Origin of the sequence: Sorangium sp. So ce363 (assembly GCF_051520435.1) — a bacterium.
Lineage (GTDB): Bacteria > Myxococcota_A > Polyangia > Polyangiales > Polyangiaceae > Sorangium > Sorangium cellulosum_B.
Genome location: NZ_CP150333.1, coordinates 10,168,140 through 10,194,525, shown reverse-complemented (window position 1 = coordinate 10,194,525; position 26,386 = coordinate 10,168,140). Strand labels below are relative to the sequence as shown.

Below are 26,386 nucleotides of genomic sequence, written 5' to 3'. Positions count from 1 at the left end.
CGCGGGCGCCCAGGCGCGGCTTCGACCTGGTGTCGTTGCCCCGGCGGTGTACTCTCGCTCCCTCGATGGGTGCCGAGCCGAGCCAGGCGTTGCGCGACGGCCGCTACGTGATCACGCGCGCCCTCGGCGAAGGGGCTCAGGGGCACACGCTCGAGGCGGTCGACAAGCGGCTCGGCAAGCTCGTCGCGATCAAGCGGTTCCAGATCCGCGGCGCCTCGAGCTGGAAGAGCGTGGAGCTCGCCGAGCGCGAGGCCCGGGTGCTCGCGTCGCTCTCGCACCCGAGCCTGCCAGGCTACCTCGATCATTTCGAGGAGGACGGAGCTCTCTTCCTGGTGATGGAGAAGATCGAGGGCGAGAGCCTGGGCGCGATGCGCCGTCGCCGCGCGGTGCTCGGGCGGGACGACATCCTCCGCTTCCTGCGGGACGCCTCGGCCGTGCTCGACTACCTGCACGGCCGCGCGCCGCCGGTCATCCACCGCGACATCAAGCCGAACAACGTGATCCACCGGCCCGACGGCTCCTTCGCGATCGTCGACTTCGGCGCGGTCCGCGATCGCATGCGTCCCGAGGGCGGGAGCACCGTGGTCGGCACGTTCGGGTACATGGCGCCGGAGCAGTTCCAGGGCCGCGCGCTGCCCGCGTCGGACGTCTATGCGGTCGGCGCGACCGCGCTCTGCCTGCTCACCGGCGAGGAGCCGGAGAACCTGCCGCACCGAGGGCTCGCGATCGACGTGCCCGCTGCCCTCGGCGATCGAGCCGATCCGCGCCTCGTCCGGGCGCTCTCCGCGATGCTGGAGCCCGACCCGGACCGCCGCGCCGCGCGCATCGCTCCGCTCCTTTTGGGGCTCGAAGCGGGCGGCGCGCCCCCGCGTACGCCGCGCGCTGGCGAGCCTGCGGAGGGCTCCGCGGAGCGCGGGGCACGCAAGGAGGAGCGGCGCACGCGCAAGGACGAGCGCAAGGAGGAGCGGCGCGCGCGCAAGGACGAGCGCAAGGAAGAGAAGCGCGCGCGCAAGGAGGAGCGGCGCGCGCGCCGGCACGAGGGGCGCCCGTCGCTCGATCGCGGCCTGGTGGGCCTCCCGCTCGTGGCCGCGCTGTTCGGCCTCACCGTCGCGCGCATCGCCGTCGGCCTCGCGCTCGGGGTGATCGTCCCGACGGTGCTGACGCTGCTGTCCCTGGTGTTCGGCCGCGTGCTGCGCGAGAAGGCCGCGCCGAACGTGCGCAGGGCCGGGCGGGTCGCCGATCTCGCGCTGCGCCGCGCCACACGCGTCGTCCGCGGGCACCCGGCGCCAGAGGGCGCTGCCCAGCGCGGCCAGGCCGCGGCGGCGCGCGTGCGCTTCGAGGAGCAGGAGGCCCCCGGTCGATCGCGCATCCACGACGGCGACGTCGCGCTGGACGAGGAGCTCGACGAGCTGGAGATCGACGAGCCGGGCCGCACGCACGCCGCCTCGCGGCCGCCTCGCGCGGGGGAGCGCTGAGCGCAGCGCGCGCTCGCGCTCCGGCGGGGCCGCGCGATCAGATGCGACCGCGCGCGGCGTCGAGCTTCAGGCGGAAGACCTCGACGATCGCCTCGGCGAAGATCCGGCGGCTCATCTTCGAGCGGCCTGCGCGGCGGTCGACGAACACGATCGGCACCTCGACCACGCGCAGCCCTTTGCGCAGCGCGCGGTAGGTCGTCTCGATCTGGAACGCGTAGCCGTTCGAGCGCACGCTGCCGAGGTCGAGCGAGAGGAGCGCGCGCCGCGTGAACGCCTTGTAGCCGGTCGTGAGGTCGCGGATGCCGACGCCCAGGATGGTCCGCGCGTAGAGGGAGCCGCCCTTCGAGAGCACGTGCCGCCCGATGCCCCAGCCCTCGACGCCGCCTCCCGGCATGTTGCGCGAGCCGAGCACGACGTCGGCGCCTTGCGCGATCGCGTCGAGGAACGCCGGCAGGTGGCGCGGGTCGTGCGAGAGGTCGGCGTCCATCTCGAACGCGACGTCGTAGCCGCCGTCCAGGGCGCGCTGGAAGCCCTCCAGGTAGGCCGTGCCGAGCCCGCGCTTCGCCGCCCGGTGGAGCACGCGGACGCGCCCGTCGCGCGCGGCGAGCTCGTCGCCGAGGGCGCCTGTCCCGTCGGGCGACGCGTCGTCGACGACGAGCACGTGCGCCTCCGGGGCCGCCGCGAGGACGGAGCTCACGAACTCGGCGAGGTTGTCGCGCTCGTTGTACGTCGGCGTGATGATGAGGGTTCGGGGGGCCATCCTGGCTCGGCGCCGCGCGAGCGGGCGCTCGCACGCGGGATCGTGCGCGCCGTGCAGCGTCGCGCGCCAGGTCCGCGGGCGTCCGCTCGCGCTCAGGCCTCCGCTGCGTCGGCCAGCACGGGCGCTCCGGCGCCGGGCGATCTACCAAAACGACGGCGCAGGCGGAAGGTTCCGCGGGTGCGCCGCGAGCGCCTTGTGGGTTGCCGGAGGCGTGCGCGCCGGGTACTTTCCTTTCCCGACAGGGCGGTCCGCTCTGCATCGGGCCGACAGGCCGGCGCGGCCTCGGTCAACTCACGGGGCGCGCCCCGCGCACGACAGGCGCGGCCCCGAACATGAACAGCGCGGCACCGACGGAGACAATCATGGCAGGCGAGCACGTCGTCACCCTCACCAACGAGAATTTCGAGTCCGAGGTCATCAACTCCCCGATCCCCGTGCTCGTGGACTTCACGGCCACCTGGTGCGGGCCCTGCAAGCAGCTCGCGCCGATCGTCGCCACGATCGCCGCGGAGTCCCAGGGCACGCTGAAGGTCGGCAAGCTCGACATCGACGCGGCGCCCAAGCTCGCCCAGAAATACAACGTCCGCGCCGTTCCGACGTGCATCCTGTTCCGGGGCGGCGAGAAGGCGGGCTCGTACACCGGCGTCGCGAGCAAGGAAAAGCTCCTCCGGGAGCTCGGCGTCTGATCCGCGGCCGCGCGTGACGCCGGCGTGACAGAGCCCGGCGCGACAGAGCCCGAGCGCGCCGGCGCTCCCCTTCCCACAGACCGAAACCACCCCAAATACCGACCGAAAGCCCTCCCGGCGAGGCGCCGCTCCGGCCAGCCGGCCGCGGCCCCGCCGCCGCCGGCGCTCCACGTCGCCGGCGCCCCGTGGCTGAGGCTTTGCTTGACCGTCGCGCGCGAGGTGACTACGACTCGCGCCGGCCACTTTCCCAGGAGTTCGTGATGGCGACGAAGATCGCAATTAACGGTTTTGGGCGCATCGGACGCTGCATTGTCCGCGCGCTTTACGAGCGCGGCGTGAAGGATATCGAGCTGGTCGCCATCAACGACCTGACGGATCCGGCGACGCTCGCCCACCTCTTCCAGTACGACTCGATCCACCGCGAGTTCAAGGCGGCGAAGGTCGGTCACGGCGACAAGCACATCAGCATCGGCGATCGGAAGATCGAGGTCCTCGCGCTGAAGGATCCGGCCGAGCTGCCGTGGAAGAGCCTCGGCGTCGACATCGTCCTCGAGTGCACGGGCCTCTTCACGGACAAGGCGAAGGCCGCCGGCCACATCAACGCGGGCGCCAAGCGCGTGATCATCAGCGCGCCGGCCAAGGGCCACGACCTCACGGTCGTGATGGGCGTGAACGACGAGCTCTACGACGCGCAGAAGCACACGGTCATCTCGTGCGGCTCCTGCACGACGAACTGCCTCGCCCCCATCGCCAAGGTGATGCTCGACAACTTCGGCATCGTCCGCGGCCTGATGACGACGGTCCACTCGTACACGAACGACCAGCACCTGCTCGACATCCCGCACCGCAAGGGCGACCTGCGCCGCGCGCGCGCCGCCGCGGTCAACATGATCCCCTCGAGCACCGGCGCCGCGAAGGCGCTGTCCGAGGTCATCCCGGCGCTCAAGGGCAAGTTCGACGGGCTCGCGATCCGCGTCCCCACGGTCGACGTCTCGCTCGTGGACCTCACCCTCGAGACCGAGAAGCCGATCACGAAGGAGAGCATCCACGCCGCGATGAAGCAGGCCGCCGAGCAGGGGCCGATGAAGGACGTCCTCAACTACACCGATCGGGAGCTCGTCTCGGGCGACTTCATCGGCTCGCCCGCGTCCAGCACCTTCGACTCGACCATGACGTCGGTCCTCGGCGATCGCTTCGCGAAGATCTTCTCGTGGTACGACAACGAGTGGGGCTTCTCGAACCGCATGATCGACCTCGCGCAGCTCGTGGCGAGGAAGGGCGTCTAGCGCCGTGAAGCTCACCGGAATCCGCTCCGTCGAAGACCTCGCCGCCGCCGGGGACGCTGCTGGCCTCAGCGGCAAGCGCGTCTTCATCCGCGTCGACTTCAACGTCCCGCTCGACAAGAAGACGGGCAAGATCACGGACGACTCGCGCATCCGCGAGGCGATCCCGACGATCAAGCTCGTCATGGAGGCGGGCGCGAAGGTGATCCTCGCGTCGCACCTCGGCCGCCCGAAGCCGGGCAAGACCGAGGGGCTCTCGCTGGAGCCGTGCGGGGGGCGGCTCAGTGAGCTCACGGGCTACGAGGTCCACCTGCCGGACGACTGTGTCGGCGACTCGCCCAAGAAGGTCATCTATGACCTCAGGGCGGGCCAGATCTGCCTCCTCGAGAACCTCCGCTTCCACGAGGAGGAGGAGAAGGACGACGAGGGGTTCGCGCGCCAGCTCGCCGAGCTCTGCGACGTCTACGTCGACGACGCCTTCGGCGCCGTGCACCGCGCCCACGCGTCGGTGCACGCGCTGCCGCGCCTCATGCGCGAGCGCGCCGCCGGCCTCCTCCTCCAGAAGGAGCTCAAGGCGCTGACCCGGCTCGTCGATCGCCCGGAGAAGCCTTACGTCGCCGTCCTCGGCGGCGCCAAGGTCTCCGACAAGATCGACGTCGTCGAGGCGCTCCTCAACGTGGTCGACACCCTGTGCATCGGCGGCGCGATGGCGAACACCTTCCTCGCCGCGCAGGGCAAGAACCTGCAGAAGAGCCGGATCGAGGAGGACAAGCTCCCGCTGGCGCGCACGATCATGAGCAAGGCGCGCGATCGGGGCATCCAGCTCCTCCTGCCCGTCGATGCCGTCGTCGCCTCGAGCATCGACGCGACGCAGGGCGCGCCCGCGTCCGTCGACGCGATCCCCGAGGGCACGATGGCGCTCGACATCGGCCCCCGCTCGATCGAGCAGTTCGGCCAGGCGATCGAGCGGGCGAAGACGGTGTTCTGGAACGGCCCGATGGGCCTCTTCGAGACGCCGGCCTTCTCCAAGGGCACGTTCGACGTCGCGCGCATCATGAGCGGCGCCTCCGGCTTCACGGTGGTCGGCGGCGGCGACAGCGCGGCGGCGGTCAAGCAGGCCGGCGAGCACATCGCCAAGGGCTTCGATCACATCTCGACCGGCGGCGGCGCTTCGCTCGAGCTCATCGAGGGCAAGCGTCTCCCGGGCGTCGAGGCGCTCCGGTCGGTCGAGGTGAGCGAGTGAAGGCCGTGAACGATGGGGGCACGTCCGCGGAGGCGGGCGCCGCCCCGCGGGCGGCCTCGCGTCGTCCGCTCATCGCCGGCAACTGGAAGATGAACGCCGGGGGCCAGGACGCATGTCCTCTCTCGGCGGCCGTCGCCAAGGCGACGCGCGAGCTCACCCGGGCCGAGGTGGTGGTAGCTCCGCCGTTCACGGCGATCGCCGCCGTGGCCCACGAGCTCGCGGAGGCGAAGAGCGAGGTCGGCATCGCCGCGCAGAACATGAGCGCCGAGGTCTCCGGGGCGTTCACCGGCGAGGTCTCCTCGGGCATGCTCAAGGACGCGGGCGCGACCTGGGTGATCCTCGGGCACAGCGAGCGGCGGCAGCTGTTCGCCGAGACCGACGAGTCGGTCGCCCGGAAGGTCGCCTCGGCGATGGCCGCCGAGCTGCGCCCCATCGTCTGCGTCGGCGAGACGCTCGAGCAGCGCGAGGCGGGTGAGACGCTCGCCGTGGTCGAGCGGCAGGTCCGCGCCGTCCTCGACGAGCTCGCGAAGCAGCCCGGCTTCGGCGTCATCGCCTACGAGCCGGTCTGGGCGATCGGGACGGGCAAGGTCGCGCGCGCCGAGGACGCCCAGGAGGTGCACGCGTTCATCCGCGGCCTGCTCGCGAAGGCCTCGGAGGACCTCGCGGGCGTCACGCGCATCCTCTACGGCGGCAGCGTCAAGGCCGACAACGCCGAGGCGCTGCTCGCCCAGGACGATATCGACGGCGCGCTGGTCGGCGGGGCTTCGCTCGACGCCGCTGGCTTCACCAAGATCGTCGACGCCGCTCACCGACTGGCGGAGCGCGCGGAACAGGGGTAGATCGCAGGCCGCTCCCGTCTCGCCGCGGGAGCGCCGGCCTGCCCACTTGCCCCTTGGGCCCCTCGCGCGGTCCAGACTCACCCAGCTGAAAGACGCCGATGCTTCACACGTTCCTCAACATCGTGCACGTGTTCGTCTGTCTGTTCCTGATCCTCGTCGTGCTCCTCCAGCAGGGCCGCGGGGGCGGGATGGGCTCGGCCATGGGCGGCGCGACGGCGCAGGTGTTCGGCGGCCGCGGTGCGGGCAACTTCATGACCCGCCTCACGGCCATCTGCGCCGTCGTCTTCATGGCGACGAGCGTGTCGCTCGCCTACCTCTCGTCGGCAGGCGACCGCGAGCTGCGCGAGTTCGAGAAATCCCAGGAAAAGTAGGCTCGCGTGCTAGGGCCCGCCCCCGCGCCGGGGAGGGAAGCGGGTAGGGCGCTCGACGCGAGGCCGTCCGTGGAGGCGGCGTCGGCCGTCTCCGTCCCTTTCGCGCGCGACCTTGCCCTCGTCGCGCTCGCCAAGGCGGTCGTTTCCGCCTTGGTCCTCGCGCTCGGCTTCCGAGCGGTGAGCGATGACGACTTCGCGCGCGTGGTCCTCGCGCAGGCGTGGGCCCATGCGCCCCGGCTCGACCCGACGGGGACGAGCTGGCTGCCTGTCCCTTTCTGGCTCAACGGCGCGCTCTTCTGCGTTCTTGGGCGCCTCTTCGCGCCGACCCTCGAGGTCGCCCGCGCCATCGCGTTCGCCCTCGGCCTGGCTTCGGCCGCGCTCGTCCACCTCGCCGCCCGCTGGATCACGGGTGACCGCCGCGCCGCGCTCGCCGGCGCGCTGCTCGCCGGCGCCTTCCCCTGGAGCGCTTGCCTCGGCGTGGCGACGGTCCCCGAGCTGCCGACCGCCGCCCTCTCGCTGTTCGCGGTGGCGTCGCTCGTCACGCCGCCGGCCGGGCCTGCGCCCCCGGCTGGGCGCGCCCTCCTCGGCGCGTTCGCGCTCGTGCTCGCGACGCTCTCCCGCTACGAACCCTGGTCCATCGCCGTCGCCTTCGCGGCGATGGCGCTGCTCGCTGCCGCCCGCCTCGGCCAGGGCCGCGGCGCGCAGGCCAAGCTCGCGCTCGCCGCGCTCGTCGCGCTCGCCGGGCCCGCCGCGTGGATCGCGTGGAACCGCGTCGCTCACGGCGACGCGCTGCATTTCCTGGCCCGCGTCGCCTCCTACCGCAACGCGATCGGCCCGGGCGGCGACGGCTCGCTGCTGCGGCTCTTCGCGTACCCTGCCGCGATGGTCCGCGAGGAGCCGGAGCTCTTCGTGTGGCCCATCGCCATCGCCCTCGTCGCATGGCGTGCCCGCCGCGGCGCTGCGCCGGGGGCGGCCCGACCGCTTCCTCCGCTCCTTCGCGCGGCCCGTCCGTACGCGCTCCCCGGCGCCGTCGCCGCCTTCCAGATCGCGGCGCTCTCGCTCGCCCTCGTGCGCGACGGCGCGCCCACCCACCACCCCGAGCGAGCGACCCTCCTCGCGTTGCTCTTGCTCGCCCTCGCCGTCGGAGATCTCTCGGCGCGCGCCTTCCGGGGCGCCTCGGCCGGCGCGCGGCGCGCCCTCGGCGGCGCGCTGCTGGTGGTGCTGGCCCTCGGCGCCCTCTTTCGCCCGCACCTGCGCCGCGAGCACTTCAATCCGCGGAGGGACGAGGTCGCCATCGGCCGCGCCGCCGCGGAGCTCACGCCTCCTTCCGCGCCCCTCCTCCTCGAGGTCGTCGACTATGGCCACCTCGCGGCGCTCGCCGCCCTGGGGCGTCCCGAGGGGGTGCACCCCGATCGCTCGATCGATCCCCGTGATCCGCCTGTCCGCTCGAGCTTCGAGGACCCCGCCTCGCTCGCGCGCCGCGCCGCCGGCCTGGGCGCCGCCTACCTCATCGGGCGCGTCAGGCCGCCCGTCATCGATTTCGCCGGCCCGCCGCTCGCGACGCGCGGCGCCTGGGGGATCTGGCCGGTGCCGGCAGGCGGCGCGCTCGGGGCCTTGCCGGAGGGTGGCTCCAGGGGCCCCGCGCACCCGGCGGACAGGGCGCCATGAGCGAGCCCGCAAAGCCCTTCTTCGCGCACCCGTCTGCGTGCATCGACGAGCCCTGCGACATCGGCGAGGGGACGAAGGTGTGGCACTTCTGCCATGTCTCGGCGGGGGCGCGGATCGGCCGCGCCTGCGTCCTTGGCCAGAACGTCTTCGTCGCGGGCACCGCCGTCATCGGCGATGGCGTCCGGATCCAGAACAACGTGTCTCTTTATGACGGCACGCTGGTCGAGGACGACGTGTTCCTCGGCCCGTCCGCGGTGCTCACCAACGTCGTCAACCCGCGTGCCCCGATCGACCGACGCGCGTTCCTCGACACGACGCGCATCCGTCGCGGCGCCACCGTGGGCGCCAATGCCACCATCGTCTGCGGCGTCACGATAGGGCGCCATGCGTTCGTCGGCGCCGGCGCGGTCGTCACGCGCGACGTGCCCGACTATGCGCTCGTCACCGGCGTGCCGGCCCGGCGTACCGGCTGGATGAGCCGCCACGGTCACAAGCTCGTCGCCTCGCGCGACGGCCTCCTGCGCTGCCCCGAGAGCGGCTATCGCTACGAGCGCCGCGGCGACATCGTCCGTTGTCTCGACCTCGACGAGGACGCGCCGCTCGCCACGACCCGCGCCGCGGCCACGCGCCATTACCGCGATCCCCTCTCCGCGGAGGACACCGACGGATGACCGCGCCTGTTCCCTTCTTCGATCGGGCCCGCGGCGATCTCGCCATGCAGGACGAGCTCTCCGCCGTGTTCCAGTCGGTCCTCCGGAGCGGCCACTACATCCTCGGTCCGGAGGTCGAGGCCTTCGAGTCGGAGTGCGCCGCGTACCTCGGCGTCCGGCACGCGATCGGCGTCTCTTCCGGCACCGACGCGCTGCTCGTCGCGCTGATGGCGCTCGGCGTCGGCGCGGGCGACGAGGTCGTGTGCCCCGCCTACACGTTCTTCGCGACCGCGGGCGCCATCCATCGCACCGGCGCCACGCCGGTCTTCGCGGACGTCCTCCCTGGCTCGTTGAACCTCGACCCCGCCTCCACGGCGCGCGCCGTGACGGAGCGCACCCGGGCGATCCTCGCCGTCCACCTCTTCGGCGGCTGCGCGCCCATGGACGAGCTCCTCGCGATCGCGGGCGGCCGCGGCCTGCCGGTCATCGAGGACGCGGCCCAGGCGTTCGGCGCCGAGCGCGGCGGCCGCCGCGCCGGGGCGCTCGGGCTCATGGGGTGCTTCTCGTTCTTCCCGACCAAGAACCTCGGCGGTTTCGGCGATGGCGGGCTCGTGACCACCGATCACGACGAGCTCGCCGAGCGCGTCCGGACGCTCAGGGCGCAGGGCGCTCGGAAGAAGCACCATCACACCCGCGTCGGCGGCAACTTCCGGCTCGACGCGCTCCAGGCGGCGCTTCTCCGGCGCAAGCTCCCGCGGCTCGACGCGCTCCTCGAGCGGCGGCGCGAGCACGCCGCGCGGTATGCCGCGCTGCTCGGCGGGCGAGATCTGCCCCTCGCGCTGCCGGACGCCGGCGCTGCGGGGCGCACGTTCAATCAGTATGTGATTCGCCTGAAGGATGCCTCTCTGCGCGATCCGCTGCGAAGCTCGCTCGCGGAGCAGGGCATCGGCACCGAGATCTATTATCCCGCGCCGCTCCACCTCCAGCCCTGCTTCGCGCGCCTTGGCCCGCCGGAGGGCTCCCTTCCGGTCGCTGAGGCGGCGGCGCGCGACACGCTCGCGCTCCCCATCTTTCCCGAGCTCACGGGCGAGGAGGTCGCCCGCGTGGCGGCCGCTATCGCCTCGTTCTTCGGTTGAGCCGGGCGCCTCGGCGCAGCGGCGTCAAGGCACCTCGGCTGCACCTCGCGTCGAGAGCGGCGCGCGTGCGCCATGGCGCCGGGCTTCGGCTTGCCGGATCGCGCGAGCGGGTGCTAGCGTGCGCCGCGCTGACGATGTTGCCGGCTCGCGCCATCACCCCGACTCCTTCCAGCGATCACCTCGCGCTGGGGGTCTCTGTACGGGAGCGGGCTCCGGCGGTCTCGACCGTGCACCACCTCGACGCCGACGGCACGGTCTGGGCGAGCCATGGGCGCGTCGTGCTGCGCCGCGCCCGCGGCGTCGGCGCGTTCGAGCCGTTTTGCCGGTTTCCCGCGGCGATGCCGCGTGACGCCATGGCGTTCCAGCGCCTGCTCGTCCGGGCGGCGCGCGCCGACAAGTGCAATGTGTACCGCACGTCGCGCGGAGTCGTCATCGGGGTTCGCGCGGGGACGATTTACCGGCTCGAGGAGGGGCGCGATCCGGCGCCGCTGGGCGCGATCGCTGGCGACTGCGTCCTGCACCGCGGGATCGCGGAGGACCCTCTCGGCGCCGCGTACCTCGGCGAGTACACGAGGAACGAGCGCCGTGGTCCGGTGCGCGTTCACCGGGTCGCCCCTGACGGCGACCGCGTCGATGTAGCCCACGAGTTCTCCGCGGGGTCGGTGCGGCATGTTCATGGCATCTTCGCCGACCCGTTCGACGTCGGCGCGGCGTGGGTGACCACCGGTGATCTCGACGGCGAGTGCTACCTGTGGCGAACGCGCGACTGGTTCCGCACGATCGAGAGGTTCGGGGACGGCACGCAGCGCTGGCGCGCCGTGCAGCTGTTCTTCACCGCGGACCACGTGTGCTGGTTGACCGACTCCGAGGTGACGCAGAACCATGCATGCCGCGCCGATCGACGCTCGCTCGCCCTCGAGGTGGGCTGTGCGATCCCCGCCTCGGCGTGGCACGGGGCCCAGCTCCCAGGTCCGGTGCTCATCGCGCTCACGGTCGTCGAGCGCGGCGCCGGGGTTCACCGCGACACGGCGGCCGTCCTCGCGAGCCGCGACGGGATCACCTGGCGGGAGCTCGCCTGCTTCCGCAAGGATCGATGGAGTCCTTACTGGTTGTTCAAGAACGGTGTCCTCACGCTGCCGTCTGGACATCTGCGTCAGGACGATCTCTGGTTGAGCGGAGAGGCGCTCGTGGGGCTGGACGGGAGCAGCGTGCGTATCGCGATCGACGGGGGTTTGCCGTGACCCTGCGCGATCGCGTGCTGGCGGGCGTCCGCGCCGCCGCGGTGTGGCTCGATGATCCCGCCCGGGGGCGCGAGCGCCGGAGCCGCCTCGAGGCCGCGCTGCGACGGGCGGCGTCCGGGGTGACCCGCGCCGCGCCGGCGCGCGCCGAGGGCGCCCTCCGCCCGGCGCTGGAGCAGCGCCGGTGGCGCGCTGGCGCGTGCGCCGACATCGAGGCGGCGCTCGCCGCAGGCGACGCTCGGGGAGCCGAGGAGCTCGAGCGGCTGCTTCGTCATGTCGAGCTGCGTCGCGGCGACGCCTTGGCGGAGATCGAGCCGCCGCAGGATCGCGCCGGCGTCGCGCGTGAGCGCGCCGCGGTCTGCTCGCTGCTCGCGCGGCAGGCGCCAGCGCGCCGCGACTGGCGGCTGCTCAACGCCGCCCTCAAGCTCGCGGATCGGTTCGCGCCGGGGATGTCGCGGCGGGTCGGACCCGAGGTCGCCGCGGACTGGGCTGCGGCGCTCCGCGACGTCGAATCCGCCCTTGCGGAGCTGGAGGCGCAATGCGCATCGCGCTCCTAGCGCCCGTGCACACAAGCATGTACGCGCGGCTGCTCGCGTGGCGGCTCGGTCGCACCGACGGCATCGAGCTGACCGACGTCCTGCTGCGAGCGCCTTACCAGCTCGACCGGCTCCGCGACGAGCTTCGCCTCACCACGCCCGGCCGCGTGCTCGCCAAGGTCACCGGCAAGGTCCTGGTCGGCAGCCTCTCGTCCCCTCGCGAGGGGGAGCGATCGGTGCGGGACATCGCCGCCGAGGAGGGGCTCCCGGGGGCGTCCCTGCGAGACGTCGCTGCGGCGATCGGCGCGCGGTTCCACGTGGTCCAGAACCACAACGACGACCGGTCGCTCGCCGCGCTCCGGGCCGCCGCGCCCGACCTGATCGTGTTCGCGGGCGGCGGCCTGCTTCGCGCCCCGCTGCTGGCGATTCCCAGGATCGGTGTCCTCAATGCCCATGCGGGCGTCTTGCCCAGGTACCGTGGCATGGACGTCGCGCTGTGGCCCTTCCTCGAGGACGGCCCGCCCGAGCTCGGGGTCACCGTGCACCTCATCGACACGGGCGTCGACACCGGGCCCGTCCTGCTGGTCGAGCGGTTCGCGCTCGAGCCCGGAGACGACCACCCGGCCGTGATGAGGCGCGTCGAGCGCGTCGGGCTCGAGCTCATGTGTCGCGCGGTGCGCGGCCTGCGCGACGGGACCTTGACGCCTGCCCCCCAGGCCGCCGACGCGGGGCGCCAGCATTTCGTGCTGCACCCTGCGATCGCGGCGATCGCGGCGCGGCGGCTCCGGGCGCTCGCCCGCTGAGCACGCCCCCGCATCGCACGCGCACCGCCGGCTCCTCGGCTGCGAGATGCTCCCCCTCGCCGGGGCCCCGGGTCGATGACCCGCCGCGCGCCCTCATCCGGCGGCTCCTTCGCGCGGCGCTTCGCGACCGGTGAACCTGAGCCCCGGAGCGTACAATCGGCGCGTGAAGGCGAGGATTCGTGAGCTCGGTTCATCGATCGACCCGTCCGAGGCCGCGCACGCCCTGCGGCTCCTGGTCGCGATCGCGGATCTGCGCTCGTTCTCCGCGGCGGCCGAGCGGCTGGGTCTCACGCCGTCGGCGGTGAGCAAGGCCGTCTCCCGCGCCGAGGCTCGGCTCGGCGTGCAGCTCGTGCAGCGCACGACGCGCCGGGTCTCGCTGACCGATCTCGGCGAAGCGTACGTCGCGCGCGGCCGGCAGCTCCTCGCCGACGTCGAGTCGCTCGAGCGCGACATCGCCGCGCGCGACCAGACGGTGCGCGGTCCGCTGCGCGTCGCGGCGCCCGCGGTCTACGGCGCGTGCCGCGTCGCCCCGCTCTGCGCGCGCTTCCAGGCCGAGCACCCGGGCGTCACCGTGGATCTCCGCTGCGGCGATCGCCTCGCCGATCTGGTCGAGGAGCGCATCGACGTCGCGGTGCGCATGCTCTCCGCGCTCCCGGCCGAGCTCGTCGCGCGGCCGCTCGAGGACGACCGGCGCGGGCTCTACGCGAGCCCGGGCTACCTCCGCCGCCACCGCGCGCCGCGCGGCGCGGCGGAGCTCGGATCACACGCCGGGCTCCGCTACGGCGCGGGCGGCGCGTCGCACGTCGCGTTTCGCCTCGTCGAGCCCGGCGGCGCCCCGGCGACGGCGCGCTTGCCCGCGGTCTTCTCGAGCGACAGCGTCCTCGCCGTGCTCGAGGCGACGCGCGCCGGCCTCGGCCTGGCCGAGCTGCCCGCGTACCTCGCCGCGCCCGACGTCGCCGCGGGCAGGCTGCGCGAGGTGCTCGCCGGGTGGCTCCCGGTGCGCCGCCAGGTCGTCGCGGTGTACCTCCCGTCGCGCTTCCTGCCCGCGCGGGTGCGCGCGTTCGTCGACCACCTCGCCGGCGCCCTCCGCGCGCCCGGCCGCGCGCGGCGCTGACGGCGGACGGCGGCGCGGGCAAACCGGGAATCTCGTTTGGCGCTGCGGCGGTGCTGCCCACGGGGCCGGGCCGCGCGACCCTGCCTGTGCTAGACGTGCGCGCCATGAGCGTCGAGGTTGGCATCGTCGGACTGCCCAACGTGGGCAAGAGCACCCTGTTCAACGCGCTGACGGCCGCCAAGGCCGAGGCGCAGAATTACCCCTTCTGCACGATCGAGCCCAACGTCGGCGCCGTCCCTGTCCCTGACGACCGGCTCACGACGCTCGCGAAGTTCATCAAGACCGAGAAGATCATCCCTGCCATGGTGCAGGTGGTCGACATCGCCGGGCTCGTGCGCGGCGCGAGCACGGGCGAGGGGCTCGGGAACAAATTCCTGAGTCATATCCGTGAGGTAGATGCCATCCTCCACGTGGTCCGCTGCTTCACGCTCGCGGACGTCGTGCACGTCGACGGCGGGGTCGACCCGCTCCGCGACATCGACACGATCGAGACGGAGCTGATGCTGGCCGACCTCGGCTCCCTTGAGGGGATGCTGGAGCGCACGCGGAAGCAGGCCAAGGGCGACAAGGAGCTCCTCCCGAAGATCGCGCTCATGGAGAAGTGCCTCGAGGCGCTCCAGGCCGGCAAGCCCGTCCGCGGGCTCTCCTTCGACGACGAGCAGCGAAAGGTCGTGAAGACGTTCGGCCTGATCACGGCGAAGAAGGTCCTCTACGTGGCGAACGTCGACGAGTCCGACGTCTCCGGCACGGGCCCGCTCGCGATGAAGGTGCGCGAGCGGGCCGCCTCCGAGGGCAGCGGCGTCGTGCCGGTCTGCAGCAAGCTCGAGGCGGAGCTGAACGAGCTCGCGCCCGACGAGCGCAAGGAGATGCTCGAGAGCCTCGGCATGAAGGAGCCGGCGCTCTCGACGCTCGCGCGCGAGGCCTACCGGCTGCTCGGCCTCCAGAGCTACTTCACGGCCGGTCCCAAGGAGATCCGCGCCTGGACGATCCCGATCGGGTGTACGGCGCCGCAGGCCGCGGGGGTCATCCACACCGATTTCGAGAAGGGCTTCATCCGGGCGGAGGTCTACAAGGTGGACGACCTCGTCGAGCACAGGACCGAGGCCGCCATCCGCGCCGCTGGCAAGCTGCGCGTCGAGGGCAAGACGTACGTCTTCCAGGACGCCGACGTCGCGCACTTCCTCTTCAACGTCTGACCGTCCGTCCCACGAGCGCGCCCGCCGCCGTCGCTCTCCCTGAGCGCGCCCGGTGCGCCCCTGCTTCGCGGGCGGCGCGGCACCGCCGTTGCTCCTCCGGCGTTCGCGCAGGCGCGGTGTGCCGGCCACGACCGCCGGCGCTCCGCGGACCTCGCGCTTCTCGGACGGAGGCAGGACGGTGCCCAGGGCGAGCGTCGGCGCGTGGTGTGTGCTGGTTCTCCTCTCCTCGTGGGGGAGCGCCGCGGCGGGCTGCGTCGCGGATGCCACCGACGTCCCGCCCGAGGAGGCGGGCGCCCCGGACCCGGGCGGCGGCGCGGCGCGGGCGCCTGTTCCGCCCGCGCTATGCGATTTGCCGCGCGGGTTCTCGGAGGGCGCGCCGCCCCGCTTTCCAGCGGTGCCCGCGCCGGCCATCGGCCACAGGCCATCTGCGGAGCCCGGCGACGACGTCTTCGGCCGCTTCCTGCGATCCACCGTCGTCTTCTGTGGGCCCGACGAGCAGCCGTATTTCCTTCACTATCGCTTTTACCTTACTGGCCCGTTCTCGGGCCGCTGGCTGCGCCCGCCGCTGGTCCAGCCGCTCTGACCGCGCCCCACTGCCCAGCCCGCCTGGCGGCCGGAGCCGTCGCCGTTCGTCGCCGTTCTTTGGACGATCGCGCCGATGGCCGCGGCGCCCCGTCCGGTTTTTTGACCCCCTGGATCCGCTCGGCTACCTCCTTCGCCTTCACGGGACGAAAGGACGATCATTTGGGCGCACTCAAAGGATCCATCTCATTCTCGAAGTTCTATGTCCGCGGCGAGCTCACCGAGGGGTTCCGCGACAGGTTCGTCGAGCGAATCCAGCTCCGCGCGTTCCGGCCGCTCACGGTCGAAGAGGACGCGGAGCAGCGCGCCGGGTGGTGCTCCATCGAGAATCCGCTCGACTGCGAGCTCGATCACGGCAAGATCTTCTTCAACTCGTACATCAACCTCGGGCTCAGGACCGATCGCTGGCAGGTGCCCTCGGCGCTCTTCAAGGCGCATTTCGCCGAGGCGGAGCGGGAGCACCTCGCGAAGCGCGGGCGCGAAAAGCTCGGGCGGCGCGAGAAGGAGGAGCTCCGGGCCGTCGTGTCGAGGAAGCTCCGCGCGCAGCTCATGCCGGTGATGAAGGTCGTGGATCTGTCCTGGAACCTGGAGGCCGGCGTCGTCCGGTTCTGGAACCAGTCGCCGCGCGCGCACGAGGGGCTCTCGGAGCTCTTCGAAGAGACCTTCGAGCTCGATCTCGTGCCGGAGAGCCCGTATACCGCCGCCCGTGAGCTCGGCTTGTCGGCCGAGCAGCTGGCCGCGTTCGAGCTGCTCAAACCCACGGTCTTCCACGCTGAATCGACCCTTGGAGGTGCCCTGTGAGCCTCGCTGAGCTGATCGAGCAGCGCCGGTTCGTCGGCCGCGAATTCCTTGTCTGGCTCTGGTTCGAGAGCGAGCTCTTCGAGGGCCGCTTCTCCCTGGACGCCCTCGGCGTCTGCGAGCTCTGGCTCGAGGGGCAGATCACGCTCGTCCAGGAGAAGGAGCAGAGCCGGCTCAAGGGCGCGGCGCCGAGCAGCGCCCCCGAGGCCCACGAGGCGCTGCGCCAGGGCAAGCTCCCGTCGCACGCGCGCGTCCGCGTCACGCGCGGAGAGCTCGAGTATGCCTTCCTGTTCAACGCCGACGCGTTCTCGCTCTCGGGCGTGAAGATCCCGAGCGTCGTCAAGGACGCCGCGGACGAGCAGTTCTACGAGCGCATGTACCTCATCGAGGAGCTCGAGACGCTCTTCACCGCGCTCTACGGCGAGTTCCTCGCGCTCCGCCTCGGCGTCGCCTGGGAGTCCGGGGTGGCGCCGTTCATCCGCACCTGGGTCCGGGGCGAGCCCGTCGACACGGCCGCGTATCAGAAGCTCCGGGGCAAGCTCGCGCCCGTCCGCGGCGCGGCGAGGTCGAGGACGACCCCGCCGCCAGCGGAGAGGCCCGAGCGCGCGGCGCGCGTCGTCGCCTGAGCGCGCCGGCCGCCGTGCGCCGGCCACGCCGCGCAGGGCCGGCGCGCTCGCGCAGCCACGTCTACTTCACCTTGTCATAGACCTGCCTCGCCATCGCGAGGTGCTCCCGGAGCAGCGGCAGCCCCGTGGCGGCGAAGCGCCTCACGTCGGCGTCCTTCGCCTCCTTCGTGGCCTCCTCGAACTCCTCGACGTCGTCCTCGTGGTCGTCGACCATCTCGCTCATGTACTTCCGGTCGAACTCGGCCCCTGTCTTCCTGGACAGCTCGTCGACCTCCTCGCGCTGTTCCTGAGAGAGCTCCTGCGGCACGGGCACGCCCTTCTGCTGCGCGAGCGCCGCGAGCCGCTTGTTCATCGCCGAGTGGTCGTCGATCATCCGCTGCGCGAAGCGCTTCACGTCCGGGCTCGCGGCGCGCTGCTGCGCGAGCTGCCCGAGCCGCACCTCCAGCAGCCCTCCCTGGCCGGCCTCCTCCACGAACTCCCGATCCGATTCGTTGAGCTTGGTCTGGTTGGCTCGGGCTTGCTCCCCTGCCGGGCGCTGCCCCTCTGCAGCTGTGGAGACCGCCAAGGACGCTGCCGCCGTCATGATGGTGAATAGAACAGGCTTGAGCATCTCCTTCCCTCCTTGTCCTGGCGGTCGCCCACGACCGCGCGGCCGCGCCGAGCGCTCCATCGTCCCGCGACGGCCGCGCTCCACGGCTCGGCGCCTCCGGTCGAGCCGCCCGCCGTTTGTCGTGAGGTCGGGGCGCTCTGGCAAGGGGCGCAGCGAGCATGGGGCGAGCAGGTGATCGCCTCCGGCTGGAAGGGCAAAAGGCTCCCGAGAACTGGGCCCCGGCCGATCGCTCCATCTACGGTTGGCGCCTGTGGTCGGCGAGTTCTTCAAGCGCCTCACGAACGGCGTCGTCTTCCTCCTCGCCGCCCTGACCTTCTTCCTCGTCCCCATCGGCAGGAAGACGGCCGCGCAGCACCTCGTCGCGATCGTCTCGACACCGCCGGCCAGGGAGGCCGCCTCGGCCTTCGCCCACATCGCTCGGCGCATCGCCACCGAGGCGAGCACCGAGCTGGACAAGCTCCGCCGCCCGCCGCCCTCGCAGCGCGAGCCGAAGCCGGCGACCGCGAAGGTGAGGCCGCCGCCGTAGCCGTCCCTGCCGTCGTTGCGGGTTGATCGCGCTGGTCGGCCCGCGCCGAGGGCTCAGCCCTTGCGCGGATCCTTCACGTTCGGGTGCTCGTTGTAGAAAGCGTCGAGGCTCTCGCGGGCGATCTCCGCCTCGATATCGCCGTCTTTCAAGATCTTCGCCTGACAGCCGAGGCGGCTCGTGGACCGGACGTCGAAGGCCTTGTCGAGGATGTCCTCCTCGTCCTCCTCGGCCTCGCTGAGGAGCTCGCGCCCCTTCGTGACATAGACGTGGCAGGTGGAGCACGCGCAGACGCCGCCGCACGCGTCGCCCTCGGGCGCGCCCACGGACTTCGACGCCTGGAGGACGGACGAGCCCACCGGGGCCTCGACCTCCCACGCGCGTCCGTGCGCCAGAAATCGGACCTTGGCCATCAGCTCCTCCTCGCCTCGACGCCGGCCTTCGCCGCGCCAGCGCCGCCCGCCTCGACCTGCGCGTGGCTCGCGTCGTCCCCGCCGTGCTCGGCCAGGTGCGCGTCCACGCCCTTCGCCGCGGCGACCTTCGCCTCGACGTCCTCGACCTGCTTGCCCGCGATCGCCCTGGCCACGGCGCGGTCCATCCGCCGCCCCGCCCACCCGTGCGTCGCCTCGTCGAGCGCCTCCGTGCGCGCCAGGATCAGCCCCGGCTTGTCCCCGCGGATCGCCGCGTCGAGGCCCTTCAGCGCGCCCTCGATCGCCTCGCGCTCGCCGGGATCGAGCAGATCGGCGTCCGCGGAGAGCGCCTTGCGCGTCGCCATCGCCACGCGCTCGCCCTCGACCCGCGCCTCGACCAGCCGGCGTTTGAGAAGGTCCTCCTCCCCGTGGTCCAGCGCCGCGAGGAGCATGGTCTCGACCTCCTCGTCCGTCAGCCCGTAGCTCGGCTTGACCTCGACCTTCTGCTCGACCCCCGTCGTCTGCTCGCGCGCGGTCACGCCGAGCAGGCCGTCGGCGTCCACGCGGAACGTCACCTCGAGCCGCGCCATGCCCGCGGGCATCGGCGGGATCCCCTTCAGCACGAAGCGCGCGAGCGAACGGCAGTCGGCGGCGAGCTCCCGCTCGCCCTGCACGATGTGCAGATCGAACCCGGTCTGGTTGTCCGCGTAGGTCGTGAAGACCTGCCGCGCCCCCGCCGGGATCGTCGTGTTCCTCGGCAGGATCTTCTCGGCGACGCCGCCCATCGTCTCGATGCCGAGCGACAGCGGCAGCACGTCGAGCAGGAGCACCTCGTCCGCGCGATCCATCGAGCCGGCCAGGATGTCGGCCTGGATGGCCGCGCCCAGCGCGACGACCTCCTCCGGATCGATGTCCTTGAGCGGCTCCTTGCCGAAGAGGCGCGCCACGTAGTCGCGCACGTGGGGCACGCGCGTCGCGCCGCCCACGAGGATCACGCCGTCGAGGTCCGCGGCCTGGACGCCCGCGTCGCGGAGCGCGCGGCGGCACGCGACGCCGGTGCGCTCCAGGAGCGGCGTGATGAGCGCGTTCAGCTCGTCGCGGGTCACGGTGACCAGCTTCGACGCCGGGCCGCCCGTCGCCTCGGCCGCCTGCACGGGCAGCTCGATCTCGATCTGCGTCGCGTCGGTCAGCGCGTGCTTGATGCTGCGGGCGGTGTCGAGCGCGAGCCGCACCACCTCGGGCGTGCGCCGCGTCGCGCCCATCTCCTCGAGCAGCCGCTCCGCGAGCGCCCTGTCCATGTCGTCGCCGCCGAGCGAGCTGTCGCCCCCCGTGGACTTCACCTGGAAGACCCCGTTGTCGAGCAGGAGGACGGTGACGTCGAACGTCCCGCCGCCGAGGTCGTACACCGCGAACAGGCCGTTCTGCTGCTTGTCGAGCCCGTACGCGAGCGCCGCGGCGGTCGGCTCGTTGAGCAGGCGCAGCACCTCCAGCCCAGCCAGCCTGCCGGCGTCCTTGGTCGCCTGCCGCTGGGCGTCGTCGAAGTACGCCGGCACCGTGATCACCGCGCCGCCCACGGAGCGGAGCTCGCGCTCCGCCGAGGTGCGGAGCTCCTTCAAGATCTCCGCCGACACCTCGACGGGCGTCACGACCGCGTCCCGCACCTTGAAGCGCACGCTCTTCGCGTCGTCGGGGCCCTTCGGCTCCGCGAACTCGTACGGCCCGAGCCGCCGCGTCTCCGGATCGTTCGCGCCGCGGCCCATGAAGCGCTTCACGCTGACGATGGTCTCGCGGGGGTGGCTCTGCGCGAGCCGCCGCGCGCTGTCGCCCACGACCGCGCGGCCGCGCTCGTCGTAGTGCACGACCGACGGCACCAGCCGCTCTCCATTGCAGTCGTCGATGACCACCGGGCGGCCGTCGCGCACGCGGGCGACGAGCGAGTTCGTCGTCCCGAGATCGATGCCGATCGGGCTGGGCCTTGCCTTGGGGTCGAAAATTTCGAGGAGGGTCATTTCAAATCTGCGAGTTCTTCTTCGATGGCGCTCACTTCTTCGAGGAACCGCCGGATGTAGCGGAGCTCGCTGAGCAAGGCGAGCACGCCCTGCAGCTGCTCCGGATCATTCCCTGCGGCGGCGAAGGCGCCCTGGATCGCCGTGAGGGTCGCCTGCTCGCGCGCGAGCATCGCCTCGCCGAGCCGCGCGATCCGCGCGGGATCGCGCCCCTTCGCCGCCTCGGCGAGCTCTTCGCGCGACTCCATCATCTCCATGAGCAGGGCGGGGGAGGCCTTCTGCTCGCCCTCCTCGCCCCGCGCGACCCCGGCGCGCTGGAGCAGCGCCTCGGCCCGGCGGATCGGATCCCTGAGGACGCGCAGGGCGTCGTTCGCCTCGATCGCGCGGCCGAGCGCGAGCCGGCGCTCGGCCGCGGGGGCGCCCGCGTAGCGATCGGGGTGGAGCGCGCGGGAGAGATCGCGGTGGCGCTGCTCCAGCGCGCGCAGGTCGAGGTCGAACCGCGGCTCGACGCCCAGGGTATCGAAGGGATCGGTCATGGCGTGCTCTGGGGAAGGCGCCTCGGAGACGGGGCGGGCGCTCCCTGCGGCGGCTCAGGCCACCGTGAACGAGTGCCCGCAGCCGCAGCGCGTCGCCTCGTGCGGGTTCTTGAACTTGAAGCCCTGGTACATGAGCGTCTTCTCCCAGTCGAGCACCGAGCCGCCCAGGTAGAGGATGCTCTTCTTGTCGCAGAAGACGCGCACGGTCGCCTTGTCCGGCTCGGCGAACTCCAGGACGAGGTCGCCGGACCGGGGCGGCTTGTCCTCGAACTCGATGACGTAGGAGAACCCGGAGCAGCCGCCGCCGCGGATCCCGACCCGGATGGCGCCCTCGGGCGTGCCGCGCTTGGCGAGCTGCGCCCGGATGGCCTGCACCGCGGCGTCGCTCACCGAGAGCGTCCGCTTCGACTTTGCCTCCGGCTCGCCCGAGGCCCCGTCGCTGCGCGCGGGCGCGCCGTCGGCCGTCGCGGCGGGCGCGGCGTGCGGCCCGGTGTCCGCCGCCTTGGTCGTGGTCTGCTCACTGCTCTGCATGCGTCGTTCCTTCTCCGGTTCCGGTTCCGGTTCCGGTGCTGTGGGCCGCCTCCGCCCCGAAGCCCCGGCGCTGTTACTCCGCGCTCGCCGTCGCGGCGGCCGCGGCGGGGACCGAAGGCGCCGCGCCCGCGAGCTCCCTCTTCGCCTGCTGCTTGGCGCGGAAATCGGCGATGGCGCTCTTGATCGCGTCCTCGGCGAGGACCGAGCAATGGATCTTCACCGGAGGCAGGTGGAGCTCCTCGGCGATCATGCTGTTCTTGATCGTCTCGGCCTCGTCGATCGTCTTGCCCTTCAGCCACTCGGTGGCGAGCGACGACGACGCGATGGCCGACCCGCAGCCGAACGTCTTGAACTTCGCGTCCTCGATGACGCCGCCCTCGCCGACCTTGATCTGCAAGCGCATGACGTCGCCGCAGGCCGGAGCGCCGACGAGCCCGGTGCCGACGCTCTCGTCATTCTTGTCGAGCGTGCCGACGTTGTGGGGGTTCTCGTAGTGCTCGATGACCTTATCGCTGTATGCCATGGCTCTCTCCTCGACCGTTTCCTTTCGTCTCGAAACCTTGCGCTGTCGGGCCGGCGGCGCCCGCGCCGCTCGTCAGTGGGCCGCCCACTGCACGGTGTTCAGGTCGATCCCCTCTTTGTGCATCTCGTAGAGGGGCGACATGTCGCGCAGCTTGTTCACCTTCCGGATCACGAGGTCAGCCACGTAGTCGACCTCCTCCTCGGTGGTGAAGCGCCCGAGCCCGAACCGGATGGACGAGTGGGCGAGGTCGTCGCCGATGCCCATCGCGTGGAGGACGTAGGAGGGCTCCAGGCTGGCGCTCGTGCACGCCGAGCCGCTCGAGACCGCCACGTCCTTGATCGCCATCATCATGGCCTCGCCCTCGACGAAGCTGAACGACACGTTGAGGTTGCCCGGCAGCCGCCGATCGGGCGAGCCGTTCAGCTGGATGGCGTCGAGCTCCTTCCAGAGCCGGTTCCTGAGCCGCTCGCGCAGCGACAGGATGCGCGCCGACTCCGCCTCGCCCTCCTCCATGAGGATCTCGGCTGCCCTGGCGAACCCGACGATGCCGGGCACGTTGAGCGTGCCGGACCGCATGCCGAACTCGTGGCCGCCGCCGTCCATCTGCGCGGTGATGCGGACGCGCGGCTTCGACCTGCGCACGTACAGGAAGCCGATGCCCTTCGGGCCGTAGATCTTGTGGGCCGTCACCGACGCGAGGTCGACCCCCATCTGCTCGACGTTGAACGGGACCTTCCCGACCCCCTGCACCGCGTCGGAGTGGAGGAGGATGCCCTTCGATTTCGTGATCTTTCCGATCTCGGCGATGGGCTGGACCGTGCCGACCTCGTTGTTGGCCAGCATGATCGAGACAAGGATCGTCTTGTCGGTGATCGCCCGGGCGACGTCGTCCGGGTCGACCATCCCGTACTTGTCGACCTTGAGGTAGGTGACCTCGTAGCCCTGCTTCTCGAGCCGCTTGCAGGTGTCGAGCACCGCCTTGTGCTCGATGACGCTCGTGATGATGTGGTTGCCCTTGTCCTTGTAGAACTCGGCGACCCCCTTGATGGCGATGTTGTCGCTCTCGGTCGCGCCGGAGGTGAAGACGATCTCCTTGGGGTTCGAGGCGCCGATGAACCTGGCGAGCGTCTCGCGAGCGTGGCCGACCGCCTCCTCGGCCGTCCAGCCGAAGACGTGGCTCCGGCTCGCGGCGTTGCCGAATTTGCCGTTGAAATACGGCAACATCGCGTCGAGGACACGCTGATCGACGGGCGTCGTCGCGTGGTAGTCCATATAGATCGGAAGCTGGATAGCCATGGTGTTTCTCGCTCAGCGGTGATTCGAGCCGTGGCGGCAATGCCCATTGCCGCGGATCCCGGCGACGAGCTCGGGCTCAGCCGTGCTCTTGTCGTGGAGGTTACAGTTCGTACAGGCGGCGACGAGCTCTGCCGGGTCGCACGCCTCGCAGGTGTCGAGGTAGGCGAGGCTCGCCACGAGCTCGTGCTCGAGGGTCTTGAGGTGCGCGACCTGCTCCCGCACCTCTTCGAGCTTCTGCTGGTAGACGTGGCGGATCTGCGCCATCGCGCCGGGGGCCGAGGGGGACGACTCCCAGGTCGAGACGATCTGCTGGATCTGGCTCAGCGACAGGCCGAGGTCGTGGAGCTTGCCGATCCACCGGACGCGGGTCAGGGCCGCGTGATCGTAGAGCCGGTAGCGCCCCTTGGAGCGGGCGTGCGGCGTGAGCAACCCCACCTCTTCGTAGTGGTGGATCGCCCGCACGGTTTTCCCGGTTGCCTTGGCGATGTCCCCCACCTGAAGGAGGCGCTCCTCCTCCTCGGCGCCACCGAGAGCCCCCATCAGGTCGTCCGTTCGGGACGTGCCGGACGTGACGGGCCCCGCGATGCTTTGCTCGTGGGCTAGCGGAAGGTGGTGGCGGGTGGTCATCGGATGGTCATCGGCCCGTCGCGCTCGAAACCGTGCTCGGTTGAAACCATGACCCTTACGTGCGCGTGAGGGTTGGGGACCTTGTAGGTCGGAGCGCCAAGACTGTCAACCGGGTCGTACGGGGCCAGCGTGAAACAGCGGAAGGAGGCGGAATCGGTGGCCGCTCGAGGTGCCGGAGGGCAACGTCACGGGCCACCGGCCGCGGCCGCGAGAGGCGGCCGCGCCGCGGCTGGTCGGGGCGGCGGGAGGGCGCGCCTGCAGAGCCCGCCTCCACCGCCCTGTGCCGAGGCAGGCTGGCTGCTTTCCTGGGGTCGCGGGCCGTTCGGCGCCGATCCGGCGCTGTCGGCCCGGCGCTCGGCGAACGGGCGTTCCCGCCATCCATCGCCGCACAGGTATGGTATCACCTCCGCGACGATAGCGACGCGATGGCAGACAAGAAACGAATCCTGTTCGTGGGCTCGTTCAATCCCCCGGCTGACGGGAAGATGGGTGGGCAGTACTTTGCTTGTCGCTCTCTGATCGAGAGCGATCTGAAAGACGATTTCGATTTCCTCCTCGTCGACTCCACCCTCGACAGCATCCGGGTGCAATCGGCGCGCCGCAGGCTGCACAGGATCGCGCCGAGGGTGCTGAGGTGCGTCAGGGCGCTGCTCTTCTCGAGGGTGGATGCGGTCCTCTTGTTCTCGAGCTCGGGGCTGAGCTTCGTCGAGAAGGGATCGATCGGGCTCCTCGGCAAGCTGCTCGGCAAGAAGGTCGTCATCTTCCCTCGCTCGGGGCCGATCGTCGACAACGTCGCCAGGAGCAGGCTGTACAGGTCGTACCTGAGCGCCGTCGTGAGATCCTGCGATGTCGTGATATGTCAGAGCGAAACCTGGCGGAGCTTCTTCCAGAGCCTGGTCCCCGAGGTGTACGGGGACAAACTCGTCGTCATCGAGAACTGGCTGCCCGACTCCAGCTTCGGCGACGTGGGACACAAGGCATACCCTCGGGCCATGGACAGGCCCTTGAGGCTGCTCTATTTCAACCGGATCGAGAGGCAGAAGGGTATTTACGATTTCCTCGAGGCCATGCTCCTCTTGCAGCGGGCGAACGCCTCGGTCAGCGCCAAGATCTACGGAGACGGAAGCGAGCTGGACAACGTGCGCAGGTTCATTGCCGAGAACCAGCTCGCGAACACCGAGTACATGGGCTGGCTCTCGACGGACAAGAACGAGGTCATCTCGTCTTTCGATCTGTGCGTGTTCACCTCGCACAGCGAAGGGTTCCCGAACGCCTTGCTCGAGGTCATGGCCCTCGGGGTCCCCGTCGTGTCCAGCAGGGTGGGCGCCGTGAACGATCTCGTGGTGTCCGGGAGAAATGGGCTCCTGGTGGACGTCGGGAGCCCGGGCCAGATCGCCGAGGCGGTCCTGACCGTCCTCCGCGAGCCGGCGCTGCTGGAGGAGTTCTCGCGGCGCTCGCTCGAGAGGGTGAGGCAGACCAACAGGATGGGTCATGCCGTGACCAAGTTCAGAGACCTGTTATCGACGCTATGAAGAACCCTTCTGTGCTGCTGTATCGGCTGGGAAACTTCTTTTATCGAAACAACCTGACCTTCGTCGCCACGCTCATCACGTGGTTGAACAGGTTCGTGTTCGCGGTCTTCGTTCCCTCCTCGGCCACGATCGGGGCGAATTTCAGGCTCGCTTACTGGGGGCTCGGGGTCGTGATCCACACGAGGACGGTCATCGGCGACAACTGCCTCGTCTGCCAGAACGTCACGATAGGGAGAAACTTCGGCAGCCAGGGCGTCCCGCGCCTGGGCAACGACGTCTATGTCGGAGCGGGGAGCGCGATCTTCGGCGACATCGCCATCGGGGATAATGTGATCATCGGAGCCAACAGCGTCGTGAACAAGGACGTGCCGTCCAACTCCGTCGTCGCCGGGAATCCGTTCAGGATCATCGCGTCCGACAGGAAGCTCAAGTACTACGAGCTGGATAACCCGAGCGCCTGATCCGCAGGATCGGGTCGGCCGGACCACGTGACCGGGCGCATCTCCACGCGCGCCCTGTTCCATGGCGCGCGTCCATGGCGCGCGTGGCCCGCGCGCGCCTGCATCGCCACGTGCGCCCTGGCTTCGCCGGGCCGGGGAGCGCCCGGGGCGACGCGCTGCGACATTCGTCCAGATTTGTCCTGGACCGAGCTGGGAAACCGTGATTCCTTTCGCGAGGCACCCGCCCCGCCGGCGGCCCTGCCCTAGCGAGGACGTGATGAGCAACGCGGCGTCGTCGGCCGGAGACAAGGCAGGAAAAGCGCATTGGAATCAAGTGTGGTCGAACCG

General features: G+C 71.3%; 29 protein-coding genes. 20 read left to right on the top strand and 9 right to left on the bottom strand.

What is annotated here, in order from left to right:
- Positions 1–65 precede the first annotated feature (65 nt).
- Positions 66–1,475 carry a serine/threonine protein kinase gene (locus WMF12_RS38290; protein ID WP_437853156.1) on the top strand — a complete coding sequence of 470 codons (1,410 nt, stop codon included), beginning with the start codon at positions 66–68 and terminating at the stop codon, positions 1,473–1,475.
- Between the two features lie 37 nt (positions 1,476–1,512).
- On the opposite strand, the gene WMF12_RS38285 is transcribed toward WMF12_RS38290, so the two are convergent.
- The gene (locus WMF12_RS38285; RefSeq protein WP_437853154.1) at positions 1,513–2,235 is read right to left on the bottom strand and encodes a polyprenol monophosphomannose synthase; all 723 of its coding nucleotides are present in this window, start codon (positions 2,233–2,235) and stop codon (positions 1,513–1,515) included.
- A gap of 362 nt (positions 2,236–2,597) precedes the next feature.
- Between WMF12_RS38285 and trxA the strand changes: the two genes are divergently transcribed.
- The 16 genes from trxA to WMF12_RS38205 all read left to right on the top strand — a co-directional run bounded on the left by trxA (position 2,598) and on the right by WMF12_RS38205 (position 17,004).
- On the top strand, positions 2,598–2,921 hold the full coding sequence (gene trxA / locus WMF12_RS38280) for a thioredoxin (protein ID WP_437545284.1): 324 nt from the start codon (positions 2,598–2,600) through the stop codon (positions 2,919–2,921).
- Between the two features lie 260 nt (positions 2,922–3,181).
- Entirely contained in the window at positions 3,182–4,207 is a 1,026-nt protein-coding gene (gene gap / locus WMF12_RS38275) for a type I glyceraldehyde-3-phosphate dehydrogenase (protein ID WP_272102749.1), read from the top strand.
- A gap of 4 nt (positions 4,208–4,211) precedes the next feature.
- Positions 4,212–5,447: a phosphoglycerate kinase gene (locus WMF12_RS38270; RefSeq protein ID WP_437853152.1), complete on the top strand. Its 1,236-nt coding sequence runs from the start codon at positions 4,212–4,214 to the stop codon at positions 5,445–5,447.
- Positions 5,448–5,452: 5 nt separating this feature from the next.
- Positions 5,453–6,286, top strand: a complete 834-nt coding sequence (tpiA, locus tag WMF12_RS38265; RefSeq protein WP_437873938.1) for a triose-phosphate isomerase — start codon at positions 5,453–5,455, stop codon at positions 6,284–6,286.
- A gap of 98 nt (positions 6,287–6,384) precedes the next feature.
- A complete protein-coding gene (secG, locus tag WMF12_RS38260; protein ID WP_437545278.1) occupies positions 6,385–6,657 on the top strand; it encodes a preprotein translocase subunit SecG in 273 nt (90 codons plus the stop codon).
- 69 nt (positions 6,658–6,726) lie between these two features.
- On the top strand, positions 6,727–8,325 hold the full coding sequence (locus WMF12_RS38255; protein WP_437853150.1) for a hypothetical protein: 1,599 nt from the start codon (positions 6,727–6,729) through the stop codon (positions 8,323–8,325).
- Positions 8,322–8,996: an acyltransferase gene (locus WMF12_RS38250; protein ID WP_437741659.1), complete on the top strand. Its 675-nt coding sequence runs from the start codon at positions 8,322–8,324 to the stop codon at positions 8,994–8,996. The genes WMF12_RS38255 and WMF12_RS38250 overlap by 4 nt, the downstream gene beginning before the upstream one ends.
- Positions 8,993–10,111, top strand: coding sequence for a DegT/DnrJ/EryC1/StrS family aminotransferase (locus WMF12_RS38245; RefSeq protein WP_437853148.1), 1,119 nt, complete (start codon positions 8,993–8,995; stop codon positions 10,109–10,111). The genes WMF12_RS38250 and WMF12_RS38245 overlap by 4 nt, the downstream gene beginning before the upstream one ends.
- 134 nt (positions 10,112–10,245) lie before the next feature.
- Positions 10,246–11,352, top strand: coding sequence for a hypothetical protein (locus tag WMF12_RS38240; RefSeq protein WP_437741657.1), 1,107 nt, complete (start codon positions 10,246–10,248; stop codon positions 11,350–11,352).
- The gene (locus tag WMF12_RS38235) at positions 11,349–11,906 is read left to right on the top strand and encodes a hypothetical protein (protein WP_012239950.1); all 558 of its coding nucleotides are present in this window, start codon (positions 11,349–11,351) and stop codon (positions 11,904–11,906) included. Before WMF12_RS38240 ends, WMF12_RS38235 begins: the two co-directional genes overlap by 4 nt.
- A complete protein-coding gene (locus WMF12_RS38230; RefSeq protein ID WP_437741656.1) occupies positions 11,888–12,688 on the top strand; it encodes a formyl transferase in 801 nt (266 codons plus the stop codon). The genes WMF12_RS38235 and WMF12_RS38230 overlap by 19 nt, the downstream gene beginning before the upstream one ends.
- A 163-nt stretch (positions 12,689–12,851) precedes the next feature.
- Positions 12,852–13,802, top strand: coding sequence for a LysR family transcriptional regulator (locus WMF12_RS38225; RefSeq protein WP_437853147.1), 951 nt, complete (start codon positions 12,852–12,854; stop codon positions 13,800–13,802).
- 104 nt (positions 13,803–13,906) lie between these two features.
- Positions 13,907–14,998, top strand: a complete 1,092-nt coding sequence (gene ychF / locus WMF12_RS38220; protein WP_437853145.1) for a redox-regulated ATPase YchF — start codon at positions 13,907–13,909, stop codon at positions 14,996–14,998.
- A 178-nt stretch (positions 14,999–15,176) separates the two neighbouring features.
- Positions 15,177–15,581 (top strand): hypothetical protein, encoded by a 405-nt coding sequence (locus WMF12_RS38215; RefSeq protein WP_437741653.1) that lies wholly within the window; start codon positions 15,177–15,179, stop codon positions 15,579–15,581.
- 161 nt (positions 15,582–15,742) lie between these two features.
- Positions 15,743–16,381, top strand: coding sequence for a hypothetical protein (locus tag WMF12_RS38210; protein ID WP_437741652.1), 639 nt, complete (start codon positions 15,743–15,745; stop codon positions 16,379–16,381).
- Positions 16,378–17,004 carry a hypothetical protein gene (locus WMF12_RS38205; protein ID WP_437853143.1) on the top strand — a complete coding sequence of 209 codons (627 nt, stop codon included), beginning with the start codon at positions 16,378–16,380 and terminating at the stop codon, positions 17,002–17,004. Before WMF12_RS38210 ends, WMF12_RS38205 begins: the two co-directional genes overlap by 4 nt.
- 61 nt (positions 17,005–17,065) lie before the next feature.
- Here WMF12_RS38205 and WMF12_RS38200 read toward each other — a convergent pair whose 3' ends face one another.
- Positions 17,066–17,614 carry a DUF4142 domain-containing protein gene (locus tag WMF12_RS38200; protein WP_437853141.1) on the bottom strand — a complete coding sequence of 183 codons (549 nt, stop codon included), beginning with the start codon at positions 17,612–17,614 and terminating at the stop codon, positions 17,066–17,068.
- Positions 17,615–17,864: 250 nt separating this feature from the next.
- Here WMF12_RS38200 and WMF12_RS38195 point away from each other — a divergent pair, with 250 nt between their 5' ends.
- Positions 17,865–18,140, top strand: a complete 276-nt coding sequence (locus WMF12_RS38195) for a hypothetical protein (RefSeq protein WP_437741649.1) — start codon at positions 17,865–17,867, stop codon at positions 18,138–18,140.
- Positions 18,141–18,193: 53 nt separating this feature from the next.
- Here WMF12_RS38195 and WMF12_RS38190 read toward each other — a convergent pair whose 3' ends face one another.
- From WMF12_RS38190 to WMF12_RS38160, 7 genes are all read right to left on the bottom strand, one after another.
- Positions 18,194–18,550 (bottom strand): 2Fe-2S iron-sulfur cluster-binding protein, encoded by a 357-nt coding sequence (locus WMF12_RS38190; protein ID WP_437853139.1) that lies wholly within the window; start codon positions 18,548–18,550, stop codon positions 18,194–18,196.
- Positions 18,550–20,556 carry a Fe-S protein assembly chaperone HscA gene (gene hscA / locus WMF12_RS38185; RefSeq protein ID WP_437741648.1) on the bottom strand — a complete coding sequence of 669 codons (2,007 nt, stop codon included), beginning with the start codon at positions 20,554–20,556 and terminating at the stop codon, positions 18,550–18,552. Before hscA ends, WMF12_RS38190 begins: the two co-directional genes overlap by 1 nt.
- Complete coding sequence (gene hscB / locus WMF12_RS38180) at positions 20,553–21,089, bottom strand: Fe-S protein assembly co-chaperone HscB (protein ID WP_437853137.1); 537 nt, start codon at positions 21,087–21,089, stop codon at positions 20,553–20,555. The genes hscA and hscB overlap by 4 nt, the downstream gene beginning before the upstream one ends.
- A 54-nt stretch (positions 21,090–21,143) precedes the next feature.
- Positions 21,144–21,620, bottom strand: coding sequence for a HesB/IscA family protein (locus tag WMF12_RS38175; RefSeq protein WP_437853135.1), 477 nt, complete (start codon positions 21,618–21,620; stop codon positions 21,144–21,146).
- A gap of 73 nt (positions 21,621–21,693) precedes the next feature.
- On the bottom strand, positions 21,694–22,143 hold the full coding sequence (gene iscU, locus WMF12_RS38170) for a Fe-S cluster assembly scaffold IscU (RefSeq protein WP_437741645.1): 450 nt from the start codon (positions 22,141–22,143) through the stop codon (positions 21,694–21,696).
- Positions 22,144–22,215: 72 nt separating this feature from the next.
- Entirely contained in the window at positions 22,216–23,433 is a 1,218-nt protein-coding gene (locus WMF12_RS38165) for an IscS subfamily cysteine desulfurase (protein ID WP_437719628.1), read from the bottom strand.
- 18 nt (positions 23,434–23,451) lie between these two features.
- Positions 23,452–23,979, bottom strand: coding sequence for a MerR family transcriptional regulator (locus WMF12_RS38160; protein WP_437741644.1), 528 nt, complete (start codon positions 23,977–23,979; stop codon positions 23,452–23,454).
- Positions 23,980–24,491: 512 nt separating this feature from the next.
- Between WMF12_RS38160 and WMF12_RS38155 the strand changes: the two genes are divergently transcribed.
- Both WMF12_RS38155 and WMF12_RS38150 read left to right on the top strand, forming a co-directional pair.
- Complete coding sequence (locus tag WMF12_RS38155) at positions 24,492–25,598, top strand: glycosyltransferase family 4 protein (RefSeq protein ID WP_437853133.1); 1,107 nt, start codon at positions 24,492–24,494, stop codon at positions 25,596–25,598.
- Entirely contained in the window at positions 25,595–26,059 is a 465-nt protein-coding gene (locus WMF12_RS38150) for a serine O-acetyltransferase (protein WP_437741642.1), read from the top strand. Before WMF12_RS38155 ends, WMF12_RS38150 begins: the two co-directional genes overlap by 4 nt.
- Positions 26,060–26,386: the final 327 nt, after the last annotated feature.

Coding starts and splice junctions, on each gene's coding strand:
- secG (WP_437545278.1), top strand. CDS start 6,385: ATGCTTCACACGTTCCTCAACATCGTGCACGTGTTCGTCTGTCTGTTC.
- WMF12_RS38245 (WP_437853148.1), top strand. CDS start 8,993: ATGACCGCGCCTGTTCCCTTCTTCGATCGGGCCCGCGGCGATCTCGCC.
- hscB (WP_437853137.1), bottom strand. CDS start 21,089: ATGACCGATCCCTTCGATACCCTGGGCGTCGAGCCGCGGTTCGACCTC.
- WMF12_RS38150 (WP_437741642.1), top strand. CDS start 25,595: ATGAAGAACCCTTCTGTGCTGCTGTATCGGCTGGGAAACTTCTTTTAT.
- WMF12_RS38240 (WP_437741657.1), top strand. CDS start 10,246: ATGTTGCCGGCTCGCGCCATCACCCCGACTCCTTCCAGCGATCACCTC.
- WMF12_RS38175 (WP_437853135.1), bottom strand. CDS start 21,620: ATGCAGAGCAGTGAGCAGACCACGACCAAGGCGGCGGACACCGGGCCG.
- WMF12_RS38285 (WP_437853154.1), bottom strand. CDS start 2,235: ATGGCCCCCCGAACCCTCATCATCACGCCGACGTACAACGAGCGCGAC.
- WMF12_RS38250 (WP_437741659.1), top strand. CDS start 8,322: ATGAGCGAGCCCGCAAAGCCCTTCTTCGCGCACCCGTCTGCGTGCATC.
- WMF12_RS38190 (WP_437853139.1), bottom strand. CDS start 18,550: ATGGCCAAGGTCCGATTTCTGGCGCACGGACGCGCGTGGGAGGTCGAG.
- WMF12_RS38200 (WP_437853141.1), bottom strand. CDS start 17,614: ATGCTCAAGCCTGTTCTATTCACCATCATGACGGCGGCAGCGTCCTTG.
- hscA (WP_437741648.1), bottom strand. CDS start 20,556: ATGACCCTCCTCGAAATTTTCGACCCCAAGGCAAGGCCCAGCCCGATC.
- trxA (WP_437545284.1), top strand. CDS start 2,598: ATGGCAGGCGAGCACGTCGTCACCCTCACCAACGAGAATTTCGAGTCC.
- ychF (WP_437853145.1), top strand. CDS start 13,907: ATGAGCGTCGAGGTTGGCATCGTCGGACTGCCCAACGTGGGCAAGAGC.
- iscU (WP_437741645.1), bottom strand. CDS start 22,143: ATGGCATACAGCGATAAGGTCATCGAGCACTACGAGAACCCCCACAAC.
- WMF12_RS38290 (WP_437853156.1), top strand. CDS start 66: ATGGGTGCCGAGCCGAGCCAGGCGTTGCGCGACGGCCGCTACGTGATC.
- WMF12_RS38155 (WP_437853133.1), top strand. CDS start 24,492: ATGGCAGACAAGAAACGAATCCTGTTCGTGGGCTCGTTCAATCCCCCG.
- WMF12_RS38160 (WP_437741644.1), bottom strand. CDS start 23,979: ATGGGGGCTCTCGGTGGCGCCGAGGAGGAGGAGCGCCTCCTTCAGGTG.
- gap (WP_272102749.1), top strand. CDS start 3,182: ATGGCGACGAAGATCGCAATTAACGGTTTTGGGCGCATCGGACGCTGC.
- WMF12_RS38230 (WP_437741656.1), top strand. CDS start 11,888: ATGCGCATCGCGCTCCTAGCGCCCGTGCACACAAGCATGTACGCGCGG.